Origin of the sequence: Pseudomonas sp. KCJK9111 (genome assembly GCF_046231935.1) — a bacterium.
GTDB classification, from domain to species: domain Bacteria; phylum Pseudomonadota; class Gammaproteobacteria; order Pseudomonadales; family Pseudomonadaceae; genus Aquipseudomonas; species Aquipseudomonas parafulva_B.
On sequence record NZ_JBJJMO010000027.1, the window covers coordinates 32,824 to 52,635 of the forward strand.

Here is a 19,812-nt window from a genome sequence, read left to right on the forward strand (position 1 = left end):
CATGTTCGAGAATATTCGTGCCGATCTGCGGGCCCACGGTGGCGACTGGGGAGCCCAGGGGTTCTGGGTGATGTTGGTCTACCGGTTCGGCCGCTGGCGCTATGGCGTAAAGCCTGCGCCACTGCGCAAGCTCTGTTCGCTGGTCTACAAGGTGTTGTTCAAGCTGGTACAGATCCTGACCGGGGTCGAACTGCCTTGCGAGGCGTTGGTGGGCCGCAATTTCGTCATCGATCACTTCGGCGGCATCATCGTCAGCGGCTACGCCCGGTTCGGTGACGACTGTCGCATTCGCAACGGCGTGGTGGTAGGGCTCAAGCAGGTCGATCGGCCTGTGGCGCCCGTGTTCGGTAACAATGTGGACATTGGTACCGGCGCCAAGATTCTGGGCGACATACGCATTGGCAACAATGTGGTGATTGGCGCTAATGCCGTCGTGCTGGTCGATGTGCCGGACAACAGCATTGCCGTGGGCGTGCCGGCGGTGGTCAAGCCCAGGTGCAGCCCTGCGACGCAGGTGATGCCGTGAGCGCACACCTGGAGAGCATCGGCGTCGTGGTGATCGGTCGCAACGAAGGCCAGCGCCTGGCGCGCTGCCTGCGCGCGCTGGTGAGCCGTGTCGATACGGTGGTGTACGTGGATTCCGGCTCCACCGATGGCTCGGTTCAGCTCGCGCATCAGTTGGGTGTACACGTCCTGGCCCTGGACTTGAGTATCCCATTCACTGCCGCCCGCGCGCGCAACGAAGGCTTCGCCAGGCTGCACCAGTTGCAGCCCGGTCTGGACATGGTGCAGTTCGTTGATGGCGACTGCGAGATCGACGCCCAGTGGCTGCCCACCGCCCACGCCTTCTTGCAACAGCATGCAGAGGTTGCGGTTGTTTGCGGGCGGCGGCGTGAGCGCTTTGCCCAGCACAGCGTCTACAACCAGTTGTGCGACCTGGAGTGGGACACCCCGGTTGGCCAAGCCGAGGCCTGTGGCGGTGACGCATTGATGCGAGCCCAGGCATTCGCCAGCGTAGGCGGCTTCCGGGCGGGGCTGATTGCCGGCGAGGAGCCGGAGCTGTGTGTACGTTTGCGAGCCGCGGGCTGGAAAATATGGCGCCTGGACGCCGAAATGACCTTGCACGATGCAGCCATGACGCGCTTCGGCCAATGGTGGCGACGCAGCATGCGCGCCGGCTACGCTTATGCCGAAGGCGCCTGGTTGCATGGTGCTGCACCCGAGCGGCACTGGGTGCGTGAATCCCGCCGTGCCTGGGTCTGGGGGCTGGGGATCCCGCTGCTGACACTGGCGGCATGCCTGATGTTCGGGGTAGGGGGGCTGGCGCTCTTGCTGCTGTACCCACTGCAAGTCCTGCGGTTGGCCAGGCGCGGCGGCCTGGCGCCCCGGCAACGCAGGTTGCAGGCCTTGTTTCTGGTACTGGGCAAGTTCCCAGAGGCAGTGGGGCAACTGAAATTCTGGCGCCAGCGGCTGTTGCCCGGCAAATCAGCGCTGATCGAGTACAAATGAGATGACCCCATGATGCTTGTCCGCCTCGTGAGCAGCCTATCGACGTTGCAACCCGGTTTCACCCCGCGAGCCGTGAAGAGCAAGTGCGCGCTGGCCGTGCTCATGGTGAGCCATCGCCACGCGCTCGAGCGCTTCATGGGGCGCATGAGGACTGCACTGGGCCCCCAATGGCGGCAGCGCGTAGGGGACGACGCGCTGGGCATGGTGCAATGGCCCTACATCAGCAGCGGCTGGAACGTGGCCCAACGGCTCGATGCCGTGGCCTCGCATTTCGAAGTGGTGACTGCTAAAGCGCCGGTGCTGCTGGTCACAGGCCGCGATGAGCGCCGCGTGTTGTGCGATTTGGCGGACCATTCACCGGCCTGCAGCCTGGTGCTGGACCGGCCGATCTGGTTCAAGCGCGAAGGCGAGTTGGTCCTGAACCTGTTTCAGGGCGACCTGCGGGTCGCGTCACTGGCCTTCACCCTGTGGAATGACGGGAGCAGGTTGACGCTTTTCATCGGCGCGGTGCAAGGCATCCACAAAGGCATCGACAGTGAAACGTCCCTGGCCATCTACCGCGACCTGACCAAGCATTTCGAAGGCCTGCGCCCGCGCAGCCTGGTGCTCGAAGCGCTCAAGTGCCTGGCGCGCTCGCTCTCGGTCGATCGCATACTGGCCGTCAGCGACGGCTGCAGGCACCACCGTCATCCCTATTTTGGCGCCGATACCGGCCGTGAACTGGCGGCCGACTACGATGCTATCTGGCAGGAGCACGGCGGCCAGCCGGCACCCTGCAACGGTTTTTTCGAGCTACCCCTGGTGGCTGCACAGCGCGCCGAATCGGACATTCCCGCCAAGAAACGGGCCATGTACCGCCGCCGGCAGGCTTTGCTCGACGGTGTTTTCACGCGCATGCACAAGGCCTTGGCAGGCGCTGCCGGCAACCATGAACTACAAGAACTACAAGGGGATGCATGCGCTGGGCATGCATCGGCAGTGGACGCTCCGCCCCTGACAGAAGGCCGTACATAAGGCTTGTCGGGCGTGGTGTGTCATCAAGCGGGTTTGGATATGGATTCGTATGCGTATTGCTTACTTCGTCAATCAGTACCCGAAGGTGAGTCACAGTTTCATACGGCGCGAAATCCTGGCGATTGAACGCCTGGGCATTACGGTTCAGCGCATTGCCCTGCGCGGATGGGACGCCCAGTTGCAGGACCCTGAGGATGTCTGCGAGAAAGCCAAAACGGTGTATGTGCTACAGCATGGGCTGTCGGGTTTGCTCAAACCGCTCTGGCGCGTGCTGCGGGCACAACCACGGCGTTTCGGCCAAACCCTGAGCCTGGCCTTGCGCATGGGATACAGGGCGGACCGCGCCTGGCCGTATCACCTGGTATACCTGGCCGAAGCCTGCCAGGTATTGCTCTGGCTGCAGCAAAGCGGGGCTTCCCACGTTCATGCCCACTTTGGCACCAACTCCGCTGAAGTCGTCATGCTCGTCCACGCACTGGGTGGGCCGCCGTTCAGTTTCACCGTCCACGGACCGGAGGAGTTCGACAAGCCGCAGTTCCTGCACCTGGGCGACAAGGTCGACCGTGCAGCGTTCGTAGCAGCTGTCAGTGCCTACGGACGCAGCCAGCTGTATCGCTGGGTGGCGCACGCCAACTGGCCGAAGGTCAAGGTGGTGCATTGCGGTCTGGAACGCGCGTTTCATGAGGTGCCCAGCGTGGCGATACCACAGGCCCCGAGACTGGTTTGCGTGGGCCGCCTGTGCGAGCAGAAAGGCCAGTTACTGCTGCTGGAGGCCGCGTCGCGGCTGGCGGCGCGTTCCATAGCCTTCGAGCTGGTGCTGGCCGGTGATGGCGAGATGCGCGGCGAGATAGAGCGGTTGATCGCCCATCATGGCCTGCAGCAACAGGTGCGCATCACCGGCTGGATCGGCAGTGAGCAGGTGCGCGAGCACATGCTTGCGGCGCGTGCCTTGGTGCTGCCCAGCTTCGCCGAAGGGTTGCCCGTGGTCTTGATGGAGGCCATGGCGCTGCGTCGTCCTGTGCTGAGCACCTATGTGGCAGGTATCCCCGAACTGGTGCGCCCTGGCGAGAACGGCTGGCTGGTGCCAGCGGGGGACGTCGAACAATTGACCGAAGCCATGGCTGACTGCCTCCAGCAGCCGGTCGAGGCGCTGCAGCAGATGGGCGAAGCCGGCCATGCGCGGGTGTTGGAGCGGCATGATGTGGACACTGAGGCGGCCCGGCTGGCCGAGTATTTCAAGGCAACGGCATGATCACTGTATTGACGTTCTTATTGGGGGGGCTGGCGCTCCTAGTCTCGGTTCCGGTGCTGGTGCTGCTGGGGCAGGTGTTGCTGGCCTACCTTCCCGCTCGTGCGCAACCCGTCGCTGCCCGGGCGCGCCCGCAGCTTGCCGTGCTGGTCCCGGCCCATGACGAGGCCAGCATCATCGCCGCCACGCTCGCGAGCCTGGTGCCGCAACTGCAAGCCGGTGATCGCCTGCTGGTCGTGGCCGACAACTGCAGCGACGACACAGCGCGACGGGCCGAGGAGGGCGGTGCTGAAGTGGTTGTGCGTCAGGATGCCTTGCGCCGGGGTAAAGGCTATGCGCTGGACTTCGGTATGCGTCACCTGGCCGCCGACCCGCCCCAGGTGGTGATCATCGTCGATGCCGATTGCCGTGCTGAGCAAGGGGCGCTCGAACAATTGGCCCTCCGCTGCGCGCAGAGCGGCCGGCCGGTGCAGGCGCTGTACCTCATGAAGGCGCCGGCAGGTGCCGGTCTCAAGGTGCAGGTGGCCGAGTTCGCCTGGCGGGTCAAGAACCTGGTCCGGCCCCGTGGCTGGGCACGGGTGGGCTTGCCCTGCCAGCTCATGGGCTCGGGCATGGCGTTCCCGTGGCAGGACTTGGCCGCCGTAGACCTGGCCAACGGGCATCTGGTCGAAGACGTGAAATTGGGCCTGGACCTCTGCCAGCGGGGCACGCCATCGTTGTTCTGTCCGCAGGCGCTGGTCACCAGTCAGTTCCCGACCAGTGAGCAAGGCCTTAACAGCCAGCGCACGCGTTGGGAGCACGGGCACCTGGGGCTGATGCTGGCCGATGCGCCCCGTCGCGCCTGGGCTGCCTTCAGCCAGCGCAACGTGGCCTTGGCCGGTTTGACCCTGGACGTGCTGGTGCCTCCGCTGGCCCTGCTGGTCCTGATGTTGCTGGGGCTCAACGCCCTTACCTGGGTGGCCTACGCCGTGACAGGCGTGACGACACCTGCCTGGATGGCCCTGAGTGCATTGCTACTATTGGCGCTTGCCGTGCTGCTGGCCTGGGCCCGATTCTGCCGCGACGTGATCCCGTTCTCGGTGCTGCTGTATGCGCCGTTCTACGCCTTGCGCAAGGTGCCGGTGTACGTGGGCTTCCTGATCAAGCGCCAGGTGGAGTGGGTGCGCTCTCGCCGGGAGGACGATTGATGGCCGCAAAGCAGTGGCCAGCACGGTGGCACGCGGTGATCGACCAGCTGCAGGTGGTCGAGGATAGCGAGGCTGCTGAGCGCCTGCTGCACGCCTTGGCTGCCCCTGTAGCCCCGACCGTGCTGGGCTTCGTCAATGCCCATGCCATGAACCTGGTCGTTCGCGACGACGCCTATGGCGAGGCGCTGCTGGGCGCCGATGTGCTGCTGCGCGATGGCTCGGGCATGGCGATGCTGTACCGTCAGCTCGGGTTGGCGCCAGGGTTGAACATGAACGGCACGGATTTCATTCCTCGGCTGGTGCACGCCTACGCAGGGCGCCGCGTGGCCTTCTGGGGCACCCGCCAGCCTTATCTGGGGCAGGCTGTTCAGTGCTGCGTTGCCACCTATGGCGTCACGCCGGTTTCGGTGCATGACGGCTTCGCCGACGTGTCGACGTACCTGCACCTGGCGACCGAGCATCGGCCGGATCTGATCCTGCTAGGCATGGGCATGCCCAAGCAGGAGGCCGTGGCGGCTGCGCTCAAAGGCACGGGCCTTGTGTGCACGATCGTTTGCGGCGGCGCCGTGCTGGACTTCATGGGCGGCAAGGTCCATCGCGCACCGGCCTGGGTCAGGCGGCTGGGTGCAGAGTGGTTGTACCGCTTGCTGTGCGAGCCCCGGCGGCTGTTCATGCGCTACGTGGTGGGCAACCCGCTGTTCCTGTTACGCGCCCGGCGGTTCGCCCGGGCAGGGCGAGCGCTGCATCCTGGCGGCTGACGACATGGCGCGGTCGCCCGAAGGCACCGCGCAGCCAAGGACGGGCTGCTACAGTGATATCACAGCTACAGACACCCGCGCGCGCCTGCTGCTGTACCGGCTTAGCCAACGCTGTCCTTCAGTATCAAGGGGCGATTACAGGCCCTGGCCATGTACCCATCGATGAGGTCTGAAATGGTGTTCGAACCCCGAAGCAGCCGGCCTTTGCTTCAGCGCAGAAGCAGCGTCAGCAACGCCGTGCAAGCCGGTCTGGATGGCGTGGCGGTGACCGGTATTGCCTGGTACCTGATCTACGACCAGTTCGGCTACATCACGTCCGACTACGTCATCATGTTGCTGTTGCTGATCGGGGCACTGGCGGTCATCTACGATCATTACGCCATCTATCGCACCAACGTCGGGCTGTCGATCAAGGCGTTCCGGCTGTTCAAGGCATGGTCGGCAACGTTTTGCTTTCTGGTGGTCATGGCCTTTCTGACCAAGCAGAGCGAAACCTATTCACGGCTGTTGGTGGTGGAATTGTTCGTCATCGGCTACATCGCCCAGCTGTTTCTGCATGTTGCCGTGCGTGAACTGCAAAAACGCTTTACCGCCCACGCCCGCCTTGAGAACGCCCTGATCATCGGCGACGGTGACCTGGCCAATTTTCTCTATCAGAAAATCAGCAGCAACCCCTGGTTCGGGGAACGGGTGGTAGGCTGCGTGTTGACCGCAGAAGCCGCGCCGCACGGCGACGACGTCGAGCACGGCAAGCAGCGCCTGCCGGTGCTGGGGCATATCAGCGATTTGGACGGCATCGTCGCCCAGCATGGCATCCGCACGGTCTACCTGGTGACGCCACTGGGAGGCTCGCAAGTCATCAGCGACGTCTATTTCAAACTGCTCGACAAATGCATCGCAGTGAACTGGGTGCCCGATATTTTCTCCCTGCGCCTGATCAACCACAGCGTGCGCGAAATCGCCGGTATTCCTGTCCTGACCCTGTCTGAGACCCCCTTGACCGGCATGAGCCTGTTCCTGAAGAACCTCGAGGATCGCGTCCTGGCGGCACTGATTCTGCTGTGCGCATCGCCGGTGTTGCTGGCCGTGGCCCTGGCGATCAAGCTCGACAGCCCAGGCCCGGTGTTCTTCCGCCAGGAACGCACGGGCTGGACCGGGGAATCGTTTCGGATCTGGAAATTTCGCAGCATGCATGTTCACCAGCCCGAAGCCGGGCAGATCAAGCAGGCACAGAAAAACGACCCGCGCCTGACCCGGGTCGGCGCCTTCATCCGGCGCACCAGCCTTGATGAGCTGCCGCAGTTGTTCAATGTGCTGACGGGCGAGATGTCACTGGTTGGCCCCAGGCCCCATGCATTGCAGCATGACACCTTGTACTCCCAGGACATCGTCGACTATTTCGCACGCCACAATATCAAGCCTGGCATGACCGGCCTTGCGCAGGTGCGGGGTTTCAGGGGTGAGACCAAGGACATCGAGCAGATGATCCAGCGTGTGGATTCCGACATCGAATACATCAACAATTGGTCTCTGTGGTTGGATTTCGTGATCTTGGTGCGCACCCTCAACGCCTTTACCGGCAAGCAGGCGTATTAGCGACCCGATCCAGATATGCCCGGTGCTTTGCGCTAGAGCTCTTGCGGTGCGCCAGAGAGGGGATGCAACTCACGAAACGCTTGCGCCTCTGCCACCAGCCAGTCGTGTACCGCACGTGCGCCGGGCTGGTTCAATCCGCCAGGCGGGTAGTGCACCACGTAGCGCTTGTGGTTGGGGATGGCGACCCCAAATGGCACGATCAGCGCGCCACGCTCCAGTTCGTCGTTGAGTAGGGTACGCCGGGCAATGGCCACGCCAAGGCCCGCAATGGCCGCCTCGATGGTCAGGTGGTTGCGGTTGAAGGTGTGGCCACGCCGTACGGCTTGCGCCGGCGCACCGATGCCTTCCAGGTAGAACTCCCATTCGGCATATTCCGAGCTGCCTCGCCAGGCCGTGATGTCGTGCAGCAACGGGTAGTGCATCAAGTCCGCTGGCCCGTGCAGCGGGGGACGCCCACGCAGCAGGGCCGGGGAGCAGACCGGGAAGATCTGCTCGGCCAGAAGCGCCGTCGACAGCATGCCGGGGTAGCTGCCGTCGTTGAGGTCGATCGCCAGGTCAAAATCCCCAGGCGTCAGGGCCTGTGCGCTGTCCTCGGCCACCAGCCGCAGCTCGATGTCAGGGTAGCGTTGCTGGAACCGTGACAGCCGCGGGGTCAGCCACTTGGCCAGGAATGAGGGGATCGAGCGCACCCGTACGGTGCCGCGTATTTCACCTGCATCCAGGCGCACCAGTTCCGCCTCGATGCTGCCATAGGCGTCTGCCACCGTCTGAGCCAGGCGCTGGCCTTCGGCGCTCAGTTCCACGCCACGGGCGCGGCGCAGGAACAGCCGATAACCCAGACGCTCCTCCAGTTGGCGCATCTGCTGGCTTACGGCCCCAGGGGTGATATGCAGCTCTTCGGCGCAGCGGGTGAACGACAGGTGACGGGCGGCACAGGCGAACACGTGCAGCCAGACAAAGGATTGCCCTGTCAGTTGGCGTCTCATGGTTTAGTCCTGCTAAAGGCTGGCTTAGGAAGTTTCGTTGGTCATTTGTAGCACAGGCGCGCAGTATCTCGCGAAATGGGCCTGTGCGCCCGAGGTTTTCAAGTGTTGGGTGTTTTGGCAGCAGCAACCGCCCGTCAGGTATTAGCATGGCTATCAGTGTTTTCGACCTTTTCAAAATCGGTATCGGCCCTTCCAGTTCGCATACGGTCGGCCCCATGCGCGCCGCCGCCACGTTTGCCCAAGCGCTGCGCGAGCAAGGCTTGCTCAACAGCACCCAGCGTGTCGAAGTACGCCTGTATGGTTCGCTGTCGGCCACTGGCGTGGGCCATGCCACTGATCGAGCCTGCCTGCTGGGCCTGATGGGACAATGGCCAGACCGCATCGACCCTGCCACCATCGATGCGCGCATCGGCCAGGTGCTGCAAGAGCATTGCCTGATGCTCGACGGCAGCCATCCTGTGGCGTTCGACTACGCCCGCGACCTGCTGCTGCTCGATGAAAACCTGCCCTATCACCCCAACGCCATGCGCCTGGAGGCGTTCGACCAGCATGCCAGCCTGCTGCGCCAGACCTACTATTCGGTAGGCGGCGGGTTCATTGTCGAGGAGGCCGAGCTGACAGCGCCGGTGGGCCTGTCGCCAACCGTCACGCTGCCTTACGAGTTCGACAGCGCAGCCGAGCTGCTGGCGCTGTGTAGCCAGCATGGCCTGAGCGTTGCGCAGTTGATGATGGCTAACGAATGCGCGTGGCGGCCCAAGGCGCAGGTGCGCGACGGGCTGTTGCGCATCTGGGCGGCCATGCGCGAGTGCGTCGACAATGGGCTGCGCAACGAGGGCGTATTGCCGGGCGGCTTGCAGGTCAAGCGCCGGGCGGCCAAGTTGCACCGCAGCTTGCAGGAGCTGGGCAAGCCCAATGTCATCGGCTCTACCTTGAGCGCCATGGAGTGGGTCAACCTGTTCGCCTTGGCCGTCAATGAAGAGAATGCCGCCGGTGGGCGCATGGTCACCGCACCCACCAATGGCGCGGCCGGCATCATCCCGGCCGTGTTGCACTACTTCATGAAATTCAACCCCGGCGCCTGCGATGACGACGTGGTGGATTTCCTCCTGGCGGCTGCGGCCGTGGGCATCCTGTGCAAGAAGAATGCGTCGATTTCCGGCGCCGAGGTGGGCTGCCAGGGCGAGGTGGGCTCAGCGTGCTCGATGGCAGCCGCAGGCCTGGCGCAGCTGCTGGGCGCTACGCCCCCGCAGCTGGAAAATGCCGCTGAAATTGCGCTGGAGCACAACCTGGGCCTGACCTGTGACCCGGTCGGCGGCCTCGTTCAGGTGCCCTGCATCGAGCGCAATGCCATCGCCGCGGTCAAGGCGATCAACGCCGTGCAAATGGCGCTGCGCGGTGACGGGGAACACTTCATTTCCCTGGACCGCGTGATCCGCACCATGCGCGATACCGGTGCGGACATGCACGCCAACTACAAGGAAACTTCTCGCGGCGGCCTGGCCGTCGCGTTCGTGGAGTGTTAAGCACTCTGCGCTTCAGCGCAGGGCAGTCGAACCCGGGCTGCTGTGCATGGCCTGTTTGAACAGGCCCTTGAGTTGTTCGTTGCCCGCGTCAATCAAGTGGTTGTCATCGAAATACAGCGGCCTGCCGTCCTTTGAACCCATGCACTTGCCGTTCGGGCACAAGTAGGGCACCGGGTCGACGATACCTGCGTGGCAGCGTTCGGCCGCCGTCTCGATGGCTTGCAGGGCAAGGCGGTTGCGGGCCTGGTAATCGCTCACAGGCGTGACGATGTCGCTGTTCATGCCCAGAAGCCGGTGCTGCAGGGTCAGGCCCTTATAGATACTGAAGGGCATTTCCGGCACCGGCTTGACGATGTACACCGGGCGATTGCGTGCCAGCATGCACACCGTTTGGGTGTAGGTCTGGATGAACTGCCGTTCGAATTGCGGGCCGCTTTGGTGCTTGTCGCCGTTGAAGTAGACGCTATAGCCACTGTGCCGGCGCTGGTCGGTATACAGCGCTGCGCGGCTGAACAGGAACAAGGGTACGCCAGGGTAGTCCGTGGCCAGTTGGGCGAACTTGTCGGCGTTGAAGGCTTTGCAGTGCTGCTCGACGTCCTTGTCGCCCATTTCGAAGTCGATCAGGGTAGGGCAGCCGGCCCGTGCCCAGCCCATCGCCGCGCCGGGGTTTTCCAGCATCAAGGCCGCGGCGGTGGATTGGGCATGGCTGTCGCCCAGCAGAAGGGCCGAGATATCGCCGGTGCCCAATACGCACTGTGCGGCCCCGTACGGGTTGGTGTCGCAGTGCTGTGCGTACAGCTTGCTGTCGTACTCCGGCTTGCCGTCATCGTGGGCCCAGCGCAGTTGCGGGTTGTGCTTGATTGCCGAGGCCACGGCCCCTGCCGCCGCCACCCACACCAGGCCCATACCTGCGTAACGGGCAAGGCCCAGTACCGGGCGCTTGAGGGCGCGTGTCCTGCTTTCGATCAACCCATAGGACGCCGCGCCCAGCGCAACCGACAACAGCACCGCACAGGTAACCGCGCGCCAGTCTTGCAGCAGCCCGCAGGTATAGAGCAACACCACCAATGGCCAATGCCAGAGGTAGATCGAATAAGACGTCTTGCCCAGGAATGCCAGCGCTCGGTTGCGTGCGAACAGGCTGTTGGCATTGGCGTGGATCACCAGCAGGGTGCCGATCACCGGTATCAGGGCCAGGTAACCCGGCCAGGTCGCGTCGTGGGGCAGCAGTGCCAGGGCGCCTGCAATCAGTGCAAGGCCCAGGCCCTCGCACAGTGCCGCAGCCCTGGGCGAAAGCGCGAGCGGATACAGGAACACCAGCCCACCGGCCAGCATTTCCCACGCCCGGGTGGGCAGCAGGAAGAACGATGTGACCGGATGGCCTGGGCTGTAGAGCGCCGAGAACACCAGCGAGCCGGCACCAAGCGCCAGCACGAGCCGTTTGAAGGTAGGCGGTGCGCACACCTTGTGCAGGCCCATCAGGATCACGGGATAGATCAGGTAGAACTGCCACTCCACCGACAGCGACCAGGTGTGCAGCAGCCAGTTTTCCTGAAGCGGTGCATCGAAATAACTGCCGTCACGGGCGAAATAATGGTTGGACGTGAACAGCAGGCTTTCCTTGCTGGTGCGCAGCAACTCCCGGTAGTCGTCCGTCGCCAGGAAGAAATACCCGAACACGGCCAGGGCGATGCACAACCCCAGCAGCGCCGGAATGATTCGCCTGGCCCTGGCCGCGTAGAAACCGATCAGCGAGAACTGCTGCTTGTGCAGGCCACTCACGATGATCCGGGTCATCAGGTAGCCCGAAATCACGAAGAACACATCCACGCCGAGAAACCCGGCCGAGAACCCCGGGATCTTGAAGTGGTACAGCACGACCGATATGACGGCCAACGCCCGCAGGGCGTTGATGTTCTTGTGAAACAGCATGGGAGGGGTCCTGATCTGGCCTGGGCCGAGTGGCCCGCTTCCTTTTGGCATGGTCGGCGCGACCATGCATTTCAAGGGGCGCAGACTACCACATGGCCCATGGCCTGTACCTGAACGACTTCACCCCAGGGCCTCGCGCAGCCGGTACCACAACATGCCAAGGGCCAGCAGGGGCGAGCGCAGCGCTCTGCCGCCGGGGAACGTGAGGTGGGGCACGGCGCTGAACACATCCAGCCCCTTGCTTTGCCCCAGCGCGATGCTCTGGGCAAGCAGCCTGGCCGTCCAGTGTGTGACGTTCAGCCCATGGCCCGAATAACCCTGGGCATAGTAGACGTTGGGATGATCACGCAGTCGCCCGACCTGTGGGAAACGGTTGGCCGTGATGCCGATCAGGCCGCCCCATTGATAGTCGATGCGCACTTCGCCCAACTGTGGGAATACCCGCTGCACCTTGGGCCGCATGTACGCGGCGATATCGCGGGGATCGCGCCCGGAGTAGTGGCAGGCACCGCCGAACAGCAAGCGCCGGTCGGCGGTCAGGCGATAGTAATCCAGCCCCACTTTCTGATCACACAAGGCCATGTCTTGGGGGATGAGCGACATTGCGACCGTTTCCTCCAGTGGCTCGGTCACGACCACGTAGCTGCCCGCTGGCAGCACCTTGCCGCTGAGCCTGGGCTCCAGGCCCTCAAGGTGGGCATTGCAACCCAGTACCAGGCTGGCAGCGCGCACCTTGCCGTGCGCGGTGTGCACCGTTACGGTGGAGCCATGGTCGATGCGCATGACCGGGCTCTGTTCAAAGATCTGCACCCCCAGCGACTGCGCCGCTCGGGCTTCGCCCTGCACCAGATCCAATGGGTGCAGATGCCCTGAACCCATGTCCACCATGCCGCCTGCATAACGGTCGCTGCCAACCACTTCGCGCAGGCGCTCTGCCGGCACCCGGTAGGTGTGAGGCTGGTACCCCAAGGCTGCCAGCTCCTGCTGCTCGGCGGCAAAGGCCGCGAACTGGGCGGGGGTATTGGCCAGCTCGCAGAAGCCCCAGCGCAGGTCGCATGCTATGCCGTGGCGGGCGATGCGCTCAGCCACCAGGGTCACCGAGTCGATGCCTGCCTGCTTCAGATACTTCACGCCGTCCTCGCCCACGTACCGAGCGAAGCCGTTGACGTCATGGCCGATGCCACGGATCAGCTGGCCGCCATTGCGCCCGCTGGCACCCCAACCCACGCGCCGGCCTTCGAGCAGCACCACCGACAGGCCGCGCTCGGCGAGTTCCAGTGCGGTGTTGACCCCTGTCAGGCCGCCGCCGACGACGCACACATCGGCATCGACTTCGCCGTCGAGGTACGGATAGCGGGTTGTGTCACGGGCAGTGGCCGCATAGTAGGACGCGGTATGTTCGGCAGATAAAGGCATGGGTAAGGCTCACTCAGCGATTGGACTTGATCTTGGTCCAGGCGCGCGTCATCACGCGCATGATCTTCGGGCTTTGGGTCGTGGAGATGTACAACTTGTCCAGCACCTGCTGGGGTGGGTAGACCTCGGGGTTGTTCACCAACGCCGGGTCCATGAATGCTTTGGCATCGGGGTTGGCATTGGCATAACCGACCGTCGCGCTGACCTTGGCGATCACCTGTGGGTCGAGCAGGTAGTTGATGAAGGCCAGGGCCTGGTCGGGGTTGTTGGCATCCTTGGGGATGGCCAGCAGATCGAACCACAGGTTGCTGCCCTCCTTGGGGATGCTGTAGGCGATCTTCACACCATTGTTGGCCTCTGCCGCGCGGTTGGCAGCCTGGAACACATCGCCCGAATAGCCAAAGGCGATGCAGATGTTGCCGTTGGCCAGGTCCGAGACGTACTTGGAGGAATGGAAGTAGGTGATATAGGGGCGCAGGGCCAGCAGGCGCGCCTCGGCCTTGGGATAGTCCGCTGCGTTCTCGCTGCGCGGGTCCATGCCCAGGTAGTTGAGCATGGCCGGGAACAGCTCATCGGGCGAATCCATGAAGGCCACGCCGCACTGCTTGAGTTTCTTGAGGTTTTCGGGCTCGAACAGCACCGCCCAGGAGTCCACCCGATCGATGCCCAAGGCGGCCTTGACCTTGTCCACGTTGTAGCCGATGCCGTTGGTCCCCCATAGGTAGGGCACTGCATAGCGGTTACCGGGATCGTTCTGCTCCAGCAGTTTGAGCAGCTTGGGGTCCAGGTGTTGCCAGTTGGTCAGCTTGCTGCGATCAAGCGGCAGGAAGGCGCCCGCCTGAGCCTGGCGTGCCAGGAAGTGGTTGGACGGCACCACCACGTCATAGCCGGTGCGACCTGCCAGCAGCTTGCCTTCGAGGGTCTCGTTGGAGTCGAACACGTCGTACACCACCTTGATACCGGTGCTGGCCTGAAAGTCCGCCAGCGTCGTGTCACCGATATAGTCGGTCCAGTTGTACACGCTGACCGTCGGCGCTGCCTGGCTGGTGGCCGCGAACAACAGGGTGAATGCAGAAGGGATCAGGGCTTTCAGGTAATGCATGACGACACCTCGTTGGCATTGTTGTGGGTGTGCGGTGCTAAGGGGCCGCGCTGCGGCCCCTGCAGGATCAGACGCTCAGCATCAGGAACTCGCGCTCCCATGAGCTGATGACGCGCTTGTAGTTCTCATGCTCGGCGCGCTTGACCGCCACGTAGCCCTGCACGAATGACTTGCCCAGGTACTTTTGAACGGTCTGGCAGTCTTCCATGTGCTGCAGCGCATCCTCGATGGTGATCGGCAAGCGCAGGTTGCGCCGTTCGTAAGCCCGGCCCTGGACCGGCGCGCTGGGGTCGATCTGCTCGACCATGCCCAGATAGCCGCACAGCAGACTGGCGGCGATGGCCAGGTAAGGGTTGGCGTCTGCGCCCGGCAAGCGGTTTTCCACGCGCATCGACTCGGGCGTGGACGTGGGAACGCGCAGGCCAGCGGTGCGATTCTCTTCGCCCCACTCGACGTTGACCGGGGCAGAGGTGTCCGGCAAGAACCGGCGGAACGAGTTGACGTTGGGGGCGAACATCGGCAGCAACTTGGGTATGTACCGTTGCAGACCGCCGATGTGGTGCAGGAACAACTGGCTCATGCTCCCGTCATCGTTGGCGAACACCGGCTTGCCCGTGGCCACGTCGAGCACGCTTTGGTGCAGGTGCATGGCACTGCCGGGTTCATCGGTGATGGGCTTGGCCATGAACGTGGCCGCCACGTTGTGCTTGAGGGCCGCTTCGCGCATGGTGCGCTTGAACACCGTGATCTGGTCGGCCAGGTCAAGCGCGTCACCGTGGCGGAAATTGATCTCCATCTGCGCCGGGCCGTCTTCATGGATCAGGGTGTCCAGGTCCAGCCCCTGCAGTTCGCACCAGTCGTAGACGTCCTCGAACAAGGGGTCGAACTCGTTGGCCGCGTCGATGGAGAACGACTGGCGCCCACTCTCGGCACGCCCGGAGCGGCCCAGCGGCACCTGCAATGGCAGGTCCGGGTCTTCGCAGCGCTGGGTGAGGTAGAACTCCATCTCAGGGGCCACGATGGGTTGCCAGCCTTTATCGGCATACAGTTGCAGCACTTTCTTAAGAACGTTTCTAGGTGACAGCTCGATCGGGTTGCCCTGTTTGTCGAAGGTGTCATGGATCACGATGGCGGTCGGCTCGATTGCCCAGGGGATTTGGTACACCGCGCTGGGGTCAGGCCGGCAGATCATGTCGATGTCGGCCGCATCGAGCAGGCTGTAGTAGATGTCATCGTCGACATAGTCGCCGGTGACGGTCTGCAACAGTACGCTCTCGGGCAGGCGCATGCCCCGTTCGTGCAGGAACTTGGCGGTAGGGGCGATCTTGCCGCGGGCGATGCCGGTCAAGTCGCTGATGACGCATTCGACCTCGGTGATGCGGTGCTCTTTCAGCCAGGCGGACAGCTGATCGAAGGGGGCGTTCATACGGACCTCTTGAGGTTATCGGTGAGTGCGCGGCATCACGGGTGAACAGGCATTGGCTTCCCAGTCGACGCGCTGGCGACTATCTTGGTCGCAGTCCCGGCTACGATCTATCCACTTTCTACGCTGTCGAATGCACCATAAGAGTGCACAAAGGATGTCGCGTGAATACCGCAGATGCCTTGCAGGTCCAGGCTTATCACACTCACGATGTCACCGAGCAGATCCGCGTCACACCTGGGTGGCAGCAGCATTACCGGCAAATGTCGCCGGGTCATTTCAGCGGCGAGCTTCGCTTTCTGGGGCTGGACGGGCTGCAGGTGTACGAAGAGCGGCTCAACACCCGGGTGGAACAATTCTTTCGACCGCCCCCGGGCTCGCTGACCTTCTGCTTCGACCGAAGCGAGAACAACCTGTATCTGCTCAATGAGCATACCCGCAACATCTGGATCACCCCTGAGCACTACCAGGAAGTGGCCGTGGTGTTCGAGCAGGCCTTCCTGCTCAGCCATGGGCTGGACCTCGAACGCCTTGATGGCCTGTTCATGGTGCCGCTGGGCAGCGGGCAAACGGCGCTGTTTGGCAGTTGGCTCAGCGCCACGCTGACCCACCTGGGGCAGTCACAGGGTTGTGTGCAGGGGCAAGCCCTGGCCGAGCAACTGCTGCAGGATTGCCTGTTCATTCTGGATAACGCCTGCCAGCGCCTGCAGGGCGTGGCACTGGGGCAGCGGGGGGAGGCAAGGGCCATTATGCGCCGTGTCAGTGACTGGGCCGCCGATTGCCCCGAGCAGACCTTGAACCTGGTCGAGCTAGCCAGCGTTGCAGGCGTTTCGCTGCGCCAATTGCAACAGGCATTCAAGGCCTTCACAGGGATGACCCCTGCGCACTGGTTGCGGCTAAGACGCCTGAACGGCGCCCGGCGGGATCTGCTCAATGGGGCCAGCGGCACTGTAGCCGAAGTAGCGATGCGGTGGTCATTCTGGCATTTAGGAAGGTTTTCAAACAGTTACAGGCATTTGTTCAAGGAACTTCCCAGCGACACGCTGCGGCGCGCCAAGGGTTGAGCAGCCCCCGCATTGCGGCATGACGATCCAAGGGTTCTTGGTGCCTGCATCAGGGCGATAAAGTTGCTATCGTGCCGCCCTGATAAACACCTGAGGTGCCGATGTTCTACCTGCCTTTGCCCAGTGACCAGGCCGACAACCTCGCCGCCGGCACCTGTGCCGATCCACTTGCCTCTGCCAGTGTGCTGCAAGCGGCTGCCGTGCTGTTCGTCCAGCGCCTGGCCAGTCAACGGACGCCGCTCACGGCCGATGCCCAGGAGCGGCGCTTCGCCGAGGTGGTGCGCATTGCACAGCAGGTCGAACAGGCAGCGCCCGGGCGTTTTCAGGCACAGGTGCAGCAGCAATTCGACCGCGAAGTGTTCGCCATGGGCCTGGGCATGCTGGGCGAAAATGGTGTTGCGCTGTTGTCGCCTGAGGTTGCTCATTCGCCGGACGAGTTGCTGGACGATCAGGGGCAGTGGAACTACCAATTCGCCGACCTGTACCGGCAGCGCGTCACGCCCCTGCATGCCGTACACCTGCCGTCGCTGGCCAGCGATCTTAGGCTCAGTGATCAGCAAAACCGTCTGTTGCGTGAGTTTCTCAGCGGGGTGGACGAATCGGTGGCTGTGCAGGGTTTTGCAGGCACCGGCAAGACCTTTCTGATTCATCAGTTCGCCAGGTTGCTCGATCCGCAGCGCACCTTGCTGCTGGCCCTGACCGAGGGGCAACTGCGCGCGCTGCAGGCGCGGGTAAAGGATGCCAAGGCCTACACGGCCATGACATTCGGGCAACTGGCCGATGAGCTCCTGAACCGCGATCTGACCCGCACCGGCTGGCGATTGCGCGACCCGTACCGCACCCGGCAGTCCTGGCGACCGCAGGAGGCGCAGATCGTGCGCTGGCTCGGCTTGCCCGACGTCGGGCCGCTGGCCGCCGTCGACGTGGTGGGCGTGTGCGTACGCGCGGTGCGCGCCTTTTGCCACAGTGGCGACGCGCAGATTGGCTTGCACCATTTGCCGTCGTCCGTACCGGGTAGCACGCCGCTGGACCAGCACGTGCTGCTCGAAAAGGCGCGCCTTTACTGGCAGGCGCTGATCCGCCCCCCGGCCAGGGACATTCAGTTGCCGCTGCGCGATTATCACCGGGTCAAATTGCTTGCCCTGACCGGCTACCTGATCGATGCGCGATACACCCATGTCATCGTGGACGAAGCCCACGAATTGTCAGCGCCCATGCTCGAAGTGCTCGACCGCAGCCCGCAATCGGTGATTGCGCTGGGTGACGAGTTGCAGAACCTCAATGGCCTGAGCGCCCATCACGGCGGGTTCATTCGTCAACGCTACATCGACCATTCGTTGCGGGTCGGGCCGGCCATGGACAATGTGCTCAACCCGTTGATTCAGGCGCATCCGGCTGCCATCCAGGCTGCGTTCAGCGGCAGTGCTGAGCATTACACGCGCGTCAGTTTCTTCGACAGCGTGACCGTGCCCGAGCAGCCAACGGCCTTGATCGTCGAGGATGAGTGGGGCCTGTTCGGTTGGTTCCAGCGCCTGACGCATCTTGGCGTTGCGTTCGTGATGCTGCACGGGGCACGCAAGGACTTCGAGCTGTTTGTCGAAGACTGCATCGAGCTGTACCGCCACGGTACACGGCCGCGGCACCCGATGCTGTTCCGCTACGCCAGCTGGCAGGCACTGGCCGAGCACAAAGGGGAGGACAAGGCGTTCATCGCCGTGGCTTCGATGCTGGGCAAGGGGTATACCTCGCAGCATTTTGCCAAGGCCAAGAGCCGCTACCGCTGGGACAAGGCGCCCAAGCTGTTCCTGGGGCGGGTCAGGGATGTGAAGAACATGGAGTTCGCGCGGGTGATGGTGTCGCCGGAGCTGATGGTGCCGCAACAGGTGACAGGCAACCGCAACGAGCGCGCCCGGCTGCTGGCGGGGCTGTACACGGCCTGTTCCAGGGCTCGACACGAGCTGATCGTGCCGGGTGGGATGCTCGATTGGGTGAAGGATCAGGGGCAGGGGTGATAGCAGGTGGAGCGGGGGATCAGTGCTGCTAGGGAGGTGAAGGTGTGTAGGGGTTCAGACTTACTGGCAAATGCGGTAGAGGCGTGCGGTGATTTCAGGCGCTGGCATCGATTTGTCAGCGCCACTGAATGTTCTTGGCAAATCCCACCGGACCTGGCGGCGCTGGAAGCTTGGCAAACCCTCTGGTTTGAAATGGAAATCCTCAATGGGCTGGCGCTGGGCCAGTGGGAAGATCAAGGTCGCCCTGCAGACTGGTCGCAGTGCTGGCGTGATCAGTATCAGAAGGAGGCCTTGGCGCTGGTTTCCGATCTTGCCCGGCTACTTGAGCAGCTTGATCCAAGCAAGGGATATTCTCGTGGCGCTCAAGCAGACTGAGCGCTGGAGGGGCAGTTCGCACGAGCCCTGGCGGCAGATCCCGACTGACCTTTCACAAGGGCCAGCCATCGAATAATCAAGTACCGTTATTCAGGCGCGCGGCCATTGCTGTGATAATGCGGTCAATCATAAGGGCCTCTTCATGCTGACCATCTCCAATTCCGTTCAACTGCCGGACGCGGAAGTCGAACTGACCTACGTGCGCGCCCAGGGCGCAGGCGGGCAGAATGTCAACAAGGTGTCGAGTGCCGTGCACTTGCGATTCGACATTCCCGCTTCTTCATTGCCTGAGTTCTACAAAGGGCGACTGTTGGCATTGCGAGACAGCCGCATCACTGGGGACGGTGTGTTGATCATCAAGGCTCAGCAATACCGTACCCAGGAGCAGAACCGGGCTGACGCGCTGACGCGTTTGACCGAATTGATCGTGAGTGCAGGCAAGGTTGAAAAGAAGCGTCGGCCTACCAAGCCGACACTCGGTTCCAAAACGCGCCGCCTGGAGGGGAAGGCCAGGCGTAGCGGTATCAAGGCGGGCAGAGGGAAGGTGGAGTTTTAGCCGGGATCCATGATGCTCTCCGATGTGCCTTATCTACTGCACCAATCGTGATTTAAGTGGAAAGCCTAAAGCCTCGTATTTCATAGGCCAAATCGATCCCTTCGATAAAT

At 63.1% G+C, this 19,812-nt stretch carries 17 protein-coding genes; 12 read left to right on the forward strand and 5 right to left on the reverse strand.

Translation table 11 applies throughout. The features are described from left to right. Position 1 precedes the first annotated feature (1 nt). The 7 genes from ACK59L_RS11470 (at position 2) to ACK59L_RS11500 (ending at position 7,313) form a co-directional block, all read left to right on the forward strand. Positions 2-526 carry a serine O-acetyltransferase gene (locus ACK59L_RS11470; protein ID WP_409273669.1) on the forward strand — a complete coding sequence of 175 codons (525 nt, stop codon included), beginning with the start codon at positions 2-4 and terminating at the stop codon, positions 524-526. Further along, the gene (locus tag ACK59L_RS11475) at positions 523-1,509 is read left to right on the forward strand and encodes a glycosyltransferase family 2 protein (protein WP_409273671.1); all 987 of its coding nucleotides are present in this window, start codon (positions 523-525) and stop codon (positions 1,507-1,509) included. The genes ACK59L_RS11470 and ACK59L_RS11475 overlap by 4 nt, the downstream gene beginning before the upstream one ends. A gap of 9 nt (positions 1,510-1,518) precedes the next feature. After that, positions 1,519-2,523 carry a DUF535 family protein gene (locus ACK59L_RS11480; protein WP_409273673.1) on the forward strand — a complete coding sequence of 335 codons (1,005 nt, stop codon included), beginning with the start codon at positions 1,519-1,521 and terminating at the stop codon, positions 2,521-2,523. Between the two features lie 49 nt (positions 2,524-2,572). After that, on the forward strand, positions 2,573-3,775 hold the full coding sequence (locus ACK59L_RS11485) for a glycosyltransferase (protein ID WP_409273675.1): 1,203 nt from the start codon (positions 2,573-2,575) through the stop codon (positions 3,773-3,775). Continuing rightward, the gene (locus ACK59L_RS11490; protein WP_409273677.1) at positions 3,772-4,959 is read left to right on the forward strand and encodes a glycosyltransferase family 2 protein; all 1,188 of its coding nucleotides are present in this window, start codon (positions 3,772-3,774) and stop codon (positions 4,957-4,959) included. Before ACK59L_RS11485 ends, ACK59L_RS11490 begins: the two co-directional genes overlap by 4 nt. Further along, the gene (locus tag ACK59L_RS11495) at positions 4,959-5,717 is read left to right on the forward strand and encodes a WecB/TagA/CpsF family glycosyltransferase (RefSeq protein WP_058639229.1); all 759 of its coding nucleotides are present in this window, start codon (positions 4,959-4,961) and stop codon (positions 5,715-5,717) included. The genes ACK59L_RS11490 and ACK59L_RS11495 overlap by 1 nt, the downstream gene beginning before the upstream one ends. Positions 5,718-5,891: 174 nt before the next feature. Beyond that, positions 5,892-7,313: an undecaprenyl-phosphate glucose phosphotransferase gene (locus ACK59L_RS11500; protein ID WP_409273679.1), complete on the forward strand. Its 1,422-nt coding sequence runs from the start codon at positions 5,892-5,894 to the stop codon at positions 7,311-7,313. 32 nt (positions 7,314-7,345) lie between these two features. On the opposite strand, the gene ACK59L_RS11505 is transcribed toward ACK59L_RS11500, so the two are convergent. Further along, a complete protein-coding gene (locus ACK59L_RS11505; protein ID WP_409273681.1) occupies positions 7,346-8,299 on the reverse strand; it encodes a LysR substrate-binding domain-containing protein in 954 nt (317 codons plus the stop codon). 146 nt (positions 8,300-8,445) lie between these two features. Between ACK59L_RS11505 and ACK59L_RS11510 the strand changes: the two genes are divergently transcribed. Then, complete coding sequence (locus ACK59L_RS11510; RefSeq protein WP_409273683.1) at positions 8,446-9,822, forward strand: L-serine ammonia-lyase; 1,377 nt, start codon at positions 8,446-8,448, stop codon at positions 9,820-9,822. A 12-nt stretch (positions 9,823-9,834) separates the two neighbouring features. Here the strand turns inward: ACK59L_RS11510 and ACK59L_RS11515 are convergent, their stop codons facing one another. The 4 genes from ACK59L_RS11515 to ACK59L_RS11530 form a co-directional block, all read right to left on the reverse strand. Continuing rightward, the gene (locus ACK59L_RS11515) at positions 9,835-11,754 is read right to left on the reverse strand and encodes an acyltransferase family protein (RefSeq protein WP_409273685.1); all 1,920 of its coding nucleotides are present in this window, start codon (positions 11,752-11,754) and stop codon (positions 9,835-9,837) included. A gap of 120 nt (positions 11,755-11,874) precedes the next feature. Continuing rightward, complete coding sequence (locus tag ACK59L_RS11520) at positions 11,875-13,170, reverse strand: NAD(P)/FAD-dependent oxidoreductase (protein ID WP_409273687.1); 1,296 nt, start codon at positions 13,168-13,170, stop codon at positions 11,875-11,877. 13 nt (positions 13,171-13,183) lie between these two features. Then, positions 13,184-14,272, reverse strand: a complete 1,089-nt coding sequence (locus ACK59L_RS11525) for a polyamine ABC transporter substrate-binding protein (RefSeq protein WP_409273689.1) — start codon at positions 14,270-14,272, stop codon at positions 13,184-13,186. A gap of 67 nt (positions 14,273-14,339) precedes the next feature. Then, positions 14,340-15,698: a glutamine synthetase family protein gene (locus ACK59L_RS11530; RefSeq protein ID WP_409273691.1), complete on the reverse strand. Its 1,359-nt coding sequence runs from the start codon at positions 15,696-15,698 to the stop codon at positions 14,340-14,342. Positions 15,699-15,859: 161 nt separating this feature from the next. Here ACK59L_RS11530 and ACK59L_RS11535 point away from each other — a divergent pair, with 161 nt between their 5' ends. From ACK59L_RS11535 to arfB, 4 genes are all read left to right on the forward strand, one after another. After that, positions 15,860-16,759, forward strand: coding sequence for a helix-turn-helix domain-containing protein (locus tag ACK59L_RS11535; RefSeq protein ID WP_409273693.1), 900 nt, complete (start codon positions 15,860-15,862; stop codon positions 16,757-16,759). A gap of 101 nt (positions 16,760-16,860) precedes the next feature. After that, positions 16,861-18,771 (forward strand): hypothetical protein, encoded by a 1,911-nt coding sequence (locus ACK59L_RS11540; RefSeq protein ID WP_409273695.1) that lies wholly within the window; start codon positions 16,861-16,863, stop codon positions 18,769-18,771. A gap of 192 nt (positions 18,772-18,963) precedes the next feature. Next, positions 18,964-19,146, forward strand: a complete 183-nt coding sequence (locus ACK59L_RS11545) for a hypothetical protein (RefSeq protein ID WP_409273697.1) — start codon at positions 18,964-18,966, stop codon at positions 19,144-19,146. A 142-nt stretch (positions 19,147-19,288) separates the two neighbouring features. Beyond that, on the forward strand, positions 19,289-19,702 hold the full coding sequence (gene arfB, locus ACK59L_RS11550; RefSeq protein ID WP_058604619.1) for an alternative ribosome rescue aminoacyl-tRNA hydrolase ArfB: 414 nt from the start codon (positions 19,289-19,291) through the stop codon (positions 19,700-19,702). Positions 19,703-19,812 lie beyond the last annotated feature (110 nt).

Bases quoted from the DNA above. Each gene is read 5' to 3' on its own strand.
- ACK59L_RS11520 (WP_409273687.1), bottom strand. From the start codon at position 13,170: ATGCCTTTATCTGCCGAACATACCGCGTCCTACTATGCGGCCACTGCC.
- ACK59L_RS11510 (WP_409273683.1), top strand. From the start codon at position 8,446: ATGGCTATCAGTGTTTTCGACCTTTTCAAAATCGGTATCGGCCCTTCC.
- ACK59L_RS11525 (WP_409273689.1), bottom strand. From the start codon at position 14,272: ATGCATTACCTGAAAGCCCTGATCCCTTCTGCATTCACCCTGTTGTTC.
- ACK59L_RS11540 (WP_409273695.1), top strand. From the start codon at position 16,861: ATGTTCTACCTGCCTTTGCCCAGTGACCAGGCCGACAACCTCGCCGCC.
- ACK59L_RS11470 (WP_409273669.1), top strand. From the start codon at position 2: ATGTTCGAGAATATTCGTGCCGATCTGCGGGCCCACGGTGGCGACTGG.
- ACK59L_RS11485 (WP_409273675.1), top strand. From the start codon at position 2,573: ATGCGTATTGCTTACTTCGTCAATCAGTACCCGAAGGTGAGTCACAGT.
- ACK59L_RS11515 (WP_409273685.1), bottom strand. From the start codon at position 11,754: ATGCTGTTTCACAAGAACATCAACGCCCTGCGGGCGTTGGCCGTCATA.
- ACK59L_RS11500 (WP_409273679.1), top strand. From the start codon at position 5,892: ATGGTGTTCGAACCCCGAAGCAGCCGGCCTTTGCTTCAGCGCAGAAGC.
- ACK59L_RS11505 (WP_409273681.1), bottom strand. From the start codon at position 8,299: ATGAGACGCCAACTGACAGGGCAATCCTTTGTCTGGCTGCACGTGTTC.
- ACK59L_RS11480 (WP_409273673.1), top strand. From the start codon at position 1,519: ATGATGCTTGTCCGCCTCGTGAGCAGCCTATCGACGTTGCAACCCGGT.
- ACK59L_RS11545 (WP_409273697.1), top strand. From the start codon at position 18,964: ATGGAAATCCTCAATGGGCTGGCGCTGGGCCAGTGGGAAGATCAAGGT.
- arfB (WP_058604619.1), top strand. From the start codon at position 19,289: ATGCTGACCATCTCCAATTCCGTTCAACTGCCGGACGCGGAAGTCGAA.
- ACK59L_RS11530 (WP_409273691.1), bottom strand. From the start codon at position 15,698: ATGAACGCCCCCTTCGATCAGCTGTCCGCCTGGCTGAAAGAGCACCGC.
- ACK59L_RS11495 (WP_058639229.1), top strand. From the start codon at position 4,959: ATGGCCGCAAAGCAGTGGCCAGCACGGTGGCACGCGGTGATCGACCAG.
- ACK59L_RS11490 (WP_409273677.1), top strand. From the start codon at position 3,772: ATGATCACTGTATTGACGTTCTTATTGGGGGGGCTGGCGCTCCTAGTC.